Genomic DNA, 11,446 nt, shown 5'->3' on the forward strand with positions numbered 1-11,446 from the left:
GCAGGGCGTTTTGACAAAGTTTCAAGCAAAAAAAATGATATGGACATTAGAAATCAGAAATTAGAAAAAGGACATTATTACCATATTTTTAATAGAGGGATAAACAGTTGTTTTGTTTTTCAGAATAAGAAGAACAAAGCATATTTTCTAAGCAAGATGCAAGATTATTTGGCAGACATTGCAGAGATAGCAGCCTATTGTTTGATGGATACCCATTTTCATATTTTGATACGAGTAAAAGAAGAATATACAGAACAATTTTCTCAAGAAAAGGGATTGCATTCTAGCGAATCTATGGTAAGCAAGCAGATAGGAAAGTTGATAAGCAGTTACACCTTTGTTTTTAATAAAATGTTCAATCGTCATGGGAGTTTATTTGAATCTCCGTTTAAGAGAAAGAAAATAGAATCTGAAGAATATTTAAGAAATCTTATACTCTACATACACCTCAATCCGGAAAATACATTAAAGGAAGTTGATTTTAAAACGTATGAATTTTCATCTTATAGAACGTATATTTTGGGAGAGGATGTTCAAAAACAAGAGTTATTAGAGCTTTTATTTTTTGATAAAGATAATTTTGAATATGTTCATAATAACTTAAAAGTAAGTAATTTTGAATTTTTAGGAGAATAACGAAGGAAATATGAAGAAACTTCTCTACATTACCAATGCGATAAGTGGTTCTGGTGGTTTAGAACGTGTACTTTCTGTGAAAACTAAAGTTTTGGCAGAAGATTTCGGATATGTCGTTCATATCATTACACTTTCTAGGGCAGAAGATGGAGAAGACCAATCTTGTAAAAATAATCTGTTTTTTCCTTTTTCAGAAAAAATAAAGTTACATAATATAAATGTTTCAGGGAATCTTTTTCGGTATATTTCTCAATATGTTTCTGGAATTAGAAAACTGGTTTCGGAGATTAATCCTGATATTATTTTGGTTTGTGATGATGGATTGAAAGCTTTTTTCTTACCGAAAATTTTGGGTAAAAAGATACCGATTATTTACGAAAGACATGTGTCTAAGTTAGTGGAAGTTTCAGAAAACCAAAGTGTTGTTAGAAGGTTGGTTACGAGAGGGAAATTCAAATTGATGGATTTTTTAGCCAAAGATTTTACCAGATTTATCGTATTAACGGATGGCAATAAAAACGAATGGAAGCTCCCAAATTTACAAGTAATCTCAAATCCTTTACCGTTTTTCCCTACTGAGAAATCTTCTTTAGAAAGCAAAAGAGTAATTGCTGTAGGCAAGCAATCTTATCAGAAATCTTATGACAGACTTTTGCAATCTTGGTCTTTAATAGACAAAGAATTTCAAGATTGGGAATTGCATATTTATGGAAAATTTGACGAAAATTTAGGGTTAGAGCAGTTAGCCAAAGACTTGAAAATAGAGAAACAAGTGTTTTTTCATCTTCCTGAGAAAAATATTGAAGAAAAATATGCAGAATCGAGTATTTTTGTCTTGAGTTCGCGCTACGAAGGTTTTGGCATGGTGCTGATAGAAGCCATGAGTTTTGGGATTCCGTGTGTAAGTTTCAATTGCCCTTACGGTCCGTCGGATATTATTAAAAATAATGAGGATGGTTTTTTAGCTGAAAATGGCTATGAAAAAGAATTGGCAGAGAAATTACAAAAACTGATGAAAGACGAAAATCTTCGCTTACAAATGGGAAATAAAGCCAGAGAAAATGTACAGCGTTTTTTACCAAAAAATGTGGTAAAACAGTGGGATGAATTGTTTAAAAGGTTAGAATAATATGGATTTGCACATTGCTTTTTCTTCAGATAATAATTATGTTGCACATTTAGGAGTAGCAATTATTTCGTTGTTAGAAAACAATAGAGGATTTAAAAGAATTCATATTCATGTTTTAGAGAATAATATATCTTTTGAAAATAAAGAAAAGTTGAGACAAATTATTTCAAGTAAAGCTTCTATTTATTTTTACGAACTGTCCGAATTGTTGGAAAAACTAGATAAACAATATAATATCCCAAAAACAATTTCAATTTCTGCTTATGCTCGGTTATTTTTATCGGATATATTAGACGAAAATATTTCTAAAATACTATATGTAGATTGCGATGCTCTATTTATGGATACATTAGAGAAGCTTTGGAATATAGATGTTTCTAAAAACTCTATATCTGGTGTTTTGGATCATGTAGGAATTCAAAACAAATTAAAAATTGGTTTAGATAAAAATGCACATTATATCAATTCTGGGTTCTTATTAATCAATTTAGAAAAATGGAGGGAAACAAATGCCTTAGAAAAAATGCTTCATTTTATTGAAAGCAAAAACGGCAATGTTACTCATCATGACCAAGGTGTTATAAACGCTTGTTTTAAGGATGATATATTAATTCTTGAGCCTCGTTACAATGTAATGACCAGTTTCTTTGATTTCAAAGATGTTAATGCAATTCGATATTATTATGGTGTAGAAAATTATTATTCTCAGCATGAAATTAATGAAGCTAAAAAAAATCCAGTTTTTATCCATTTTACCCCTTCGTTTTCTAAAAGACCTTGGGTAGAAGGCTCTAGGCATCCATTCAAAAGCACCTATTATAATTATCTTTTGAAAACACCTTTCAAGAATAATAAATTACAAAAAGATAACAGGCCTTTTAAAATAAGGTTTTTGGAAAAATTATTTTGGTTTTTTGGAGTGAAATTTTATAAACTTTTGTTTAAATGAAAAAGAAAATCCTTATTTCAACACATACGCTTAGATTGGGAGGAGTGGAGAGAAGCTTTTTAGGTCTTCTTCAACATCTTGATTATTCTAAATTTGAGGTAGATGTTTTCTTACACAAGCATGATGGAGAATTACTGAAATATCTACCAAAAGAAGTAAATCTATTACCAGAAAATAAAGAGTGCAGACTGCTTTTAGAGCCTATCCAAAGCGCAATTAAAGAAAGAGTATTTTCAGTAGTTTTTATCAAGATAATATCAAAATTCTATGATGCTGTATTCAATCTTTTTCATAAAAAAAATGCTGATAAACTAGATTCTATAGCCCATTTCCATTTGCATGAAATCGCCAATTTCTTTTTCTCTGATATTTCCCAAAAAGAGTATGATGTAGCAATAGCATTTTTGCATCCCAATCATTTAGAAAGAAATAAATTGAAAGCAAAAAAGTATTTAGCTTTTATTCATACTGATTTTTTAGCACTTAATATTGATAAAGGTAAGGAACTCAAAATGTGGCGGCAGTACAGCGAAATAGCTGGAGTATCAGATGAAGTATCAACTAGTTTTAAAAAAGTTTTCCCTAAAGTATCAGACAAAGTAACTACGATAGAAAATATTATTTCTGTAGATTTTATTAATAAACAAGCAAATGATACCATTGCCGATGCTCATTTTTTTGTAGAAACTCATCAACTTTGTTTTTTATCAATTGGAAGATTTTCTTATCCTAAAAATTTTGATAATATACCTTTTATTGCTAAATTTTTAAAGGAGAAAGGCATTGATTTTAAGTGGTTTATGATAGGTTTTGGCGGAGATGAAGAATTGATAAGGAAGAATATTCTTCTGGCAAAAGTTGAAAAAGAAGTTATAATATTAGGTAAAAAAGAAAATCCTTATCCCTATATTAAAGCGTGCGATTTTTACATTCAGCCTTCTAGGTTTGAAGGAAAAGCGGTTACTGTAAGAGAGGCTCAAATTTTAAAGAAACCTGTTTTTATTGCCAATTATTCTACTTCAGACAGTCAGGTAAAAAATGAATTCGATGGATTTATCTTACCTTTGGAAAATGAAGCTTTTGCTAATGAAATGATAAGTATTATTCAAAATGCAGAAAAAATTGAAAAAGTAAAAGATAATTTAGAAACTTTAGATTTATCAAATAAGTCTGAAATTCTAAAAATAGAAAAATTTATTGAAAATTAATGTTTGATTTTATTCCTAGTGCAGATTATACCGCAATCTATTATCACGTGTTGTTAATAGTTACGTTGTATCTATTTATGCAATCTAGGGTATATTTTATAGAACAGATAGAAACTGTAAAAACGTCTCAGAACATTGGATATTTTCTTTTGGTTTTTTCAATTTTGTATATGGGCACTCGCCCTATTTCTTGGGCTTTTGGAGATATGGCAACTTACGCTGAAGGTTATCGCAAAATACAACTAGACCCTAATATTCCATTAAAAAGGGAAATTGTATTTGGTTATTTTACAAAATGGTGTGTAGGCATAATGAATGTTAAAGCCTATTTTTTAGTGGTAGATATAATCTACATTGTTCCATGTTATTTATTGGCAAAGAAATATTTTTCTAATTATTGGGCAATTCCTTTTCTAATGATGATGGGTTCTTTTTCTTTTTGGTCTTTTGGTACCAATGGAATTAGAAATGGTATGGCAACTTCTTTATTTATTTTTTCGTTGTTGTTCTATAATAGCAACAGATGGATAATGTATGCCATTATGGCGTTGGCTTATGGTTTTCATAATTCCCTAATGATTCCTATAGCAGCTTTTATCGTTTCGGGGGTTTATAAAAATCCCAAAATATATCTTTATATTTGGTTGGCGGCCATTCCTCTTTCTTTAATTGGTGGAGGTTTTTGGCAAAGCTTTTTTGGCTCTTTGGGGCTAGGAGATGATAGGGTAAATCAATATCTAGTGCAGAACAAAGAATATCAGGATTTAATGAGCAATACTGGTTTTCGTTGGGATTTTGTTTTGTATAGTGGTTTAGCGGTTTTTGCAGGATATTATTATATCATAAAAAGAGGCTTCAAAGATAGCTTTTATACCCATCTTTGGGGTACGTATATGATTGCCAATGCATTTTGGGTATTAGTCATTCGTTCTAATTTTTCCAATAGATTTGCTTATCTATCTTGGTTTCTCATGGCAATTATAATTGCTTATCCATTGTTTAGAGTAAAGTTTTGGGAGGAACATTATAAAATTGTAGGCAGAATTTTTATGGCATATTATCTATTTACTTATTTTATGTTTTTGAAGAGTTAATAATTAAAAAGTCATAAATTATAAATTAGAAGATGAACTTAAAATTCCTTAACCTTAACCTTAACCTTAACCTTAACCTCAAATGACCCTTTCCATCATTATACCTTGTTACAACGCAGAAAAATTGATACAGAAATGTGTGGAGAGTATTCTCGTGCAAAAAGGTTTTGATTTTGAATTGATATTGGTAAACGATGGTGCTACAGATAAAACGTTAGAAGTTTTAGAAAATTTAGCTCAAACAGATGAAAGAATAAAAGTCATCAATCAAGAAAATAAAGGACTTTCTGGTGCAAGAAATTCGGGGATAGAACAAGCTCAAGGTAAATATATCATGTTTGTAGATGCAGACGATTGGTTAGAATCCAATGCTTTTAACATAGTTTCTAAAAATTTCAATAACGAAGATTTATTTTGCTTTTCCTACAATAGAGTTTTTGACAATAAAATTACGCCTAGAGATTTAAAAATAGAAGGAAGTTTTGATGCAAATTTCATTCAAAGAAGAATGGTAGGTTTAATAGGAAAAGAACTTTCAGACCCTTCTCAGGCAGATTCTTTGGTTACAGTTTGGGGGAAAATTTATAAATCAGATTTTATCAAAAAGAACAATATTCAATTTGTTGAAACTAAGATTTATGGTAACGAAGATGCCCTTTTTAATATCCAATATTTAGAATTTGCTTCTAATTCTAAAGTGCTGAATTTACCCTTATACAATTATAGAAAAAACAATTATTTATCCTACACAAATCACTACAAACCGTATCTATTCCAACAATGGAAAATGCTATACCAAAAAATTTCAGAAATAATAACAAACAAAGAAGACGAATTCAAAGTAGCTTTTGGGAATAGAATTGCCTTAAGTTTAATTGGTCTCGGAATTAATGAAACCTATTCAAATTTGCCTTTCTCAGCAAAAATTAAAAAAATAGCCATCGTTTTACACGACGACCTTTACATAAAAGCGTATCAAAATTTAGAAATGAAATATTTCCCCATGCATTGGAAGTTATTTTTTTATCTGGCAAAATCTAAAAATGCTTTAGGAGTTTTATCTTTGTCGTATATCATGAATTTTTTAATCAAAAAATAACATCAAACATCAAACATCAAACATCCATCATCCATCATCCATCATCCATCACCCAACATCAAACATCAAACATCAAAGATCAAAGATCAAACATCAAACATCCATCATCAAACATCCATCACCCAACATCCCACACCCATCATCCAAATGAAACCCATCAAAATTCTACAAATTTTTACCGTTCTCAATAAAGGTGGCGCAGAAACCAACCTGATGAACTACTATAGAAATATGGAGAGAAGTCAGTTTCAAATTGATTTTTTGGTGCATCGAGAAAGTGGTTTTTTCGAAGATGAAATTCTAAATACTGGGAGCAAAATCTACAGATTGCCCCCAATTCTTCCTTGGAAATTAAAAAAATATAAAAAAGCGGTAAAAGTTTTTTTCGATGAACATCAAGATTATGACATCGTCCACGGACAATGTTCGGAGTTGGGCGTTTTTATTTACGAAGAAGCAAAACGCAGAAATATTCCCGTAATTATTGCACACGCTCACAATGCGAGAATGGACAGAGATATAAAATTACTCTTCCGATGGATGTGGAAAAACAGAATGCGAAAGTCTATCAATCAATATTTTACTTGTGGCAAAGAAGCTGCCGAAAATCTTTTTGGTAAAGAATTAGCGAAAAAAGCTTTTCAAATGAACAACGCCATTGAAGTAGAAAATTTTAAATTCAATGTAGAAGTTAGAAATCAAAAAAGAGCAGAATTAAATGCTGATAAAACCGTTAACATTGTGAATGTTGGCAGATTTAATACTCAAAAAAATCAATTATTTCTTTTAGATATTTTTGCCGAAATTTTAAAAATAAACAACAATTACCAACTGTTTTTAGTTGGTCTTGGCGATTTAGAAACCAAGTTGAAACAAAAAGTAAAAGACTTAAATATTCAAGACAAAGTTCATTTTTTGGGTTTGAGAAATGATGTGCCAGAATTGCTTCAGGCAATGGATATTTTTATGTTTCCAAGTTTGCACGAAGGTTTTTCTGTAGCTTTTGTAGAAGCACAAACTACCGGAATTAAATGCGTAATTTCAGACGGAGTTCCTGAAGAATCTGTTTTGGTAGAAGACAATGTTACCATAATTCCTTTAAAAGAAAATGCCAAACATTGGGCAAAAAGAATATTGGAAATCAATCTTTCAGAAAGAAAAGACGTTTCCGAGATGATTAAAAAATCTGGCTACGACATCAAAGAAAACGCCAAAAAATTAGAAGAAAAATATAAAGAACTCCTCACTTTGTCAAAGTTGTAAAATCTTTGACAAAGTTTAATAGTAATAAAAATTAATCCTCCTTGGTAAGAAATTAATTATGAAAAATCTCTAGTGCATGATGTTAAAAATTAAATGTAAATACGCAAGTGATTAGTTGTCAAATAATTGTGTTTTTATTGCGCGAAGTTTTAACTTTGTTACCATTGAAAATCTTTGATTTTCTTGCGCCTTAGAGACAGTTTTAATGAAAATTTTAATAGCGCCTTTGCGTTATTTATTTTAATGAATAATCTGAATAAATTTCGTTAATGCACTACGGATTTAAGAAAATTGTTCACGTCTGCTAAGAAATTAATTATTTAAAATTCAACCATCAACCATCAACCATCAATCATCAACGATCAACCATCAATCATCAATCATCAATCATCAACCATCACCTTTTCCCCATGAAATCTCTCACCATTTTCACCCCAACTTTCAATAGAGCTCATTTGCTTCCAAGATTGTATAATTCTTTGAAAAATCAAACGAATCAAAATTTGGTGTGGATGATTGTTAATGATGGCTCTACAGACCATACTGATGAGGTGGTACAAAGTTTTTTGGAGGAGAATGTTTTGGAAATTCAATACATAAAACAAGAAAATGCAGGAATGCACGGCGCGCATAATACAGCGTACAAAAATTGTAAAACAGAATTGAATACCTGTATTGACGATGATGATTTGATGCCCGAAAATGCAGTGGAACTGATTCTAAATAAATGGAATAGTCTGCAACAGATTCAAGAAAAAGTAAGTGGAATAGTAGCTTTGGATGCTCATTTTGGAGGAGAATTGATTGGGACAAAATTCAATGAGGATTTTACCACTTTAGAAGATTTTTATTTAAAAGGAGGAAAAGGGGATAAAAAACTCATCTTTAGAACAGAAGTAATGAAACAGTACCCAGAATATCCTATTTTTGAAGGCGAAAAATACGTGGGTTTGGGATACAAATACCTCTTGGCTGACCAAGATTATAAACTGGCAACCTTAAACGAGGTGGTATGTTGGGTAGATTATCAACCAGAAGGTTCGTCTAATAATATGTGGAGGCAGTATTACAAAAATCCTAAAGGTTTTGCTTTCATCAGGAAAGAACAAATGAAAATTTCTAAATCTAATAAACGGATTTTGATGGATGCTGCGCATTATGTTGCCCACAGTTTTAAATCTAAAAACTGGAATTTCTTGGCAGAATCTCCCAAAAAAATAATAACTACTTTAGCTATTCCTTTTGGTTTTGTGCTGTATTTGTACACGTTATATCAAAACAAAAAACAAGGCGGATTTTACCAGAGGTAAGTTTTAGAAGTTAAAAGTGGAAAAGTGAAATTGTAAATTTGTAAAACTGTAAAACTGTAAAATTGTAAAGCTGTAAAAAATAAATTCAACCAACAACCAACATCCAACATCCAACATCCATCATCCATCAACCAACATCCATCATCCATCAACCATCAACCATCAACCATCAACCATCATCCATCAACCAACATCCAACATCCAACTAATGTCAAAGGAAAGTATAAACAATGTCGAATGTCAAAAGCCTAAACTTTTTAGAGTTTCTACCATTTCTATGTCTTTGAATTTACTCTTGAAAGGTCAGTTGGAATTTCTGAATCAGGATTTTGAGGTAACAGCAATTTCCGGAGCAGGAAAAGATTTGGAAATAGTTAAAAATAGGGAGGGTGTAAAAGTATTTGCTATAGAAATGCAACGGCAAATATCACTTTTTAAAGACTTGAAATCTCTCTTTCTTTTGTATCAATATTTCAAAAAAGAAAAACCAGATATCGTTCATTCTATTACTCCGAAAGCTGGTTTGTTGACGATGTTGGCAGGTAAAATGGTGGGAGTTCCTGTCAGGATGCACACTTTTACAGGACTTATTTTCCCGAATAAAGAAGGGATAATGAAGCGTGTTTTGATAGGGATGGATCAATTGTTGTGTTGGGCAGCAACTCATGTTTACCCCGAAGGAAATGGCGTTAAAAATGATTTGTTGAAATATAAAATTACCACAAAACCTTTGAGAGTAATTGCCAACGGAAATGTAAATGGAATAGATGTAGAAGAATACAATCCTGAACTTTTTTCGGAAGTTGATGAAAATATTTTAAGGCAAAAACTGAAAATTTCTCCCGAAGATTTTGTATTCGTCTTTGTAGGAAGATTGGTGATAGACAAAGGTTTGAAAGAATTGTTGGGTGCTTTTGGTAAGGTTTCTAATAAGTTTCCCAATGCAAAACTTGTTTTGGTGGGGCCAAGAGAAGATGAAAAAAGTAAAACTGAAAATGATATTTTTTCAGAAATTGAAAACAATCAAAATATAATTGCCGTAGGTTACCAAGAAGAGGTGAGACCTTATTTTGCGATGGCAAATGTTTTTGTGTTGCCGAGTTACAGAGAAGGCTTTCCCAATGCTGTTTTGCAGGCTGGCGCAATGAATTTACCAAGTATTGTTACCGATATTTCGGGTGCTAATGAGATTATTCAACAGAACGAAAACGGAATTATTATTCCTCCAAAAAACCAAGAAGAATTAGAAAAAGCAATGGTAAAGCTGTTAACAAGTCCAGATTTTCTATTATCATTGAAAAATAATACAAGGGAAAGAATTATTCAACTTTTTGATAAAAATTTAGTTTGGCAAGAATTGAGGAGGGAGTATAAAAGATTATTGCAATTATAACAAAAACCACCAAAGCTAATCAACTTTGGCGGTGTATCTAGATATTTTATTTAATAATAAATTTCTTGGAGGTTTTTCCTTTTTCAGAACTTAAAGTGCCAAAATAAACACCAGGTTTTAATTGGCTGGTATTAATTTGTTTTTGGTTTTTAGTTATAGAAATTACTCTTCCATTGCTATCTGAGATTTCAAAAGAAAAGTCTTTAATCGAATCATCTAAATGAAGATTCAAAATTTCTTTTGCAGGATTAGGGTATAGCTCAAAATCTTTTGTCTTTTCAATGTCAGAAACAGCAAGAGTAGATGTGCTTGCAACTGCAAAATGTTGCATTGCTCCTAATGCAGCTTTTGTTACCTGAAAAATATAAGGATAAGATAGGTGAGCAATGGTATCTGTATTGTTATGGTAGTATGGGTTAGTAACTACAGTCCCAGAAGAGTTGGTAGGTCTTTCATATAAACCAGTGATTATTTCTCCATTGTTTTCAAATGGCATATAATCTGAACCGTAAGCATAATTCAATACTCCAGTTAGAGTAGAATAATATCCTACATAATCTTTTAGAGAATTGGTTGCTGTCAAACTTGCAGCATCATTAGTGCTTTGTATGCCTTGTGTTGTATTATTATAATTGTCTGCTTCACATACAATGGTGTTATTAGTTCTATCACTTCTTCCTCCAATCTGATCCAAATTAAGCACCAATTTTATTTTCATTGAAGTAGTTTTTACTACATTACTTACATAATTTTTACTTCCTAATAGATTTTGTTCTTCGCCGGTAAAGTGGATGAATTTAATTGAGTATTCTGTAGGTACATTTTTCAAAATTCTGGCAACTTCCATAATGGCTGCTACACCGCTTCCATTATCATTTGCTCCAACACTATTATTTGGATGAGAATCATAATGTCCACAAATGATTACATATTGGTCTGGATATACAGTTCCGGTTTTAGTTATTATGATATTTTGTACTGTATTACTGCTGTAGGTGAAATTATCATAAGTAATTTGGCTATCTGTATATCCAAAATCTTTATATTTTTGAACAATATAATTAAGTGCATTTGTGGAGGCAGTACTGCCTGTAGATCTTACCCCAAATCCTACTAGTGCTGCATTGTAGTTTTCAATATTAGTTTGTTGTACTAGATTTACTCTAGATAGATAAGTGGCATTTGCTTGTGCATTAAAAAGAGAAATGGCAGTAACAGCCAAGAGTAGTAAAGTTTTCTTCATTATAGTATTTTTTAGTAAGGCAAACTTAACGAAAATTAGACTTAGATTCAAAAAATATTTTTAATGATTTTAAACGATGGCTTAAATTTATATTGTAATTGCATCATAATAGAGAATTTTTC

10 protein-coding genes are annotated in these 11,446 nt (G+C 31.2%); 9 read left to right on the forward strand and 1 reads right to left on the reverse strand.

The genetic code is table 11. The features are described from left to right. The first annotated feature begins 39 nt into the window (after positions 1 to 39). The 9 genes from QM746_RS05310 (at position 40) to QM746_RS05350 (ending at position 10,081) form a co-directional block, all read left to right on the forward strand. On the forward strand, positions 40 to 636 hold the full coding sequence (locus tag QM746_RS05310) for a transposase (RefSeq protein WP_414983260.1): 597 nt from the start codon (positions 40 to 42) through the stop codon (positions 634 to 636). Positions 637 to 646: 10 nt separating this feature from the next. After that, a complete protein-coding gene (locus QM746_RS05315; RefSeq protein ID WP_414983261.1) occupies positions 647 to 1,765 on the forward strand; it encodes a glycosyltransferase family 4 protein in 1,119 nt (372 codons plus the stop codon). 1 nt (position 1,766) lies between these two features. Continuing rightward, entirely contained in the window at positions 1,767 to 2,714 is a 948-nt protein-coding gene (locus QM746_RS05320) for a glycosyltransferase family 8 protein (RefSeq protein WP_414983262.1), read from the forward strand. After that, positions 2,711 to 3,922, forward strand: coding sequence for a glycosyltransferase (locus QM746_RS05325; protein WP_414983263.1), 1,212 nt, complete (start codon positions 2,711 to 2,713; stop codon positions 3,920 to 3,922). The genes QM746_RS05320 and QM746_RS05325 overlap by 4 nt, the downstream gene beginning before the upstream one ends. Next, on the forward strand, positions 3,922 to 5,016 hold the full coding sequence (locus QM746_RS05330) for an EpsG family protein (RefSeq protein WP_414983264.1): 1,095 nt from the start codon (positions 3,922 to 3,924) through the stop codon (positions 5,014 to 5,016). Before QM746_RS05325 ends, QM746_RS05330 begins: the two co-directional genes overlap by 1 nt. Before the next feature lie 82 nt (positions 5,017 to 5,098). After that, positions 5,099 to 6,115: a glycosyltransferase family 2 protein gene (locus QM746_RS05335; protein ID WP_414983265.1), complete on the forward strand. Its 1,017-nt coding sequence runs from the start codon at positions 5,099 to 5,101 to the stop codon at positions 6,113 to 6,115. Positions 6,116 to 6,262: 147 nt separating this feature from the next. Continuing rightward, complete coding sequence (locus QM746_RS05340; RefSeq protein ID WP_414983266.1) at positions 6,263 to 7,378, forward strand: glycosyltransferase family 1 protein; 1,116 nt, start codon at positions 6,263 to 6,265, stop codon at positions 7,376 to 7,378. 410 nt (positions 7,379 to 7,788) lie between these two features. After that, the gene (locus tag QM746_RS05345; RefSeq protein ID WP_414983267.1) at positions 7,789 to 8,688 is read left to right on the forward strand and encodes a glycosyltransferase family A protein; all 900 of its coding nucleotides are present in this window, start codon (positions 7,789 to 7,791) and stop codon (positions 8,686 to 8,688) included. A gap of 208 nt (positions 8,689 to 8,896) precedes the next feature. Then, positions 8,897 to 10,081 carry a glycosyltransferase family 4 protein gene (locus QM746_RS05350; RefSeq protein WP_414983268.1) on the forward strand — a complete coding sequence of 395 codons (1,185 nt, stop codon included), beginning with the start codon at positions 8,897 to 8,899 and terminating at the stop codon, positions 10,079 to 10,081. Positions 10,082 to 10,127: 46 nt separating this feature from the next. Here QM746_RS05350 and QM746_RS05355 read toward each other — a convergent pair whose 3' ends face one another. Next, positions 10,128 to 11,324, reverse strand: a complete 1,197-nt coding sequence (locus tag QM746_RS05355; RefSeq protein WP_414983269.1) for a M28 family peptidase — start codon at positions 11,322 to 11,324, stop codon at positions 10,128 to 10,130. Positions 11,325 to 11,446: the final 122 nt, after the last annotated feature.

It is taken from the genome of Cloacibacterium sp., assembly GCF_047601505.1.
Classification (GTDB): domain Bacteria; phylum Bacteroidota; class Bacteroidia; order Flavobacteriales; family Weeksellaceae; genus Cloacibacterium.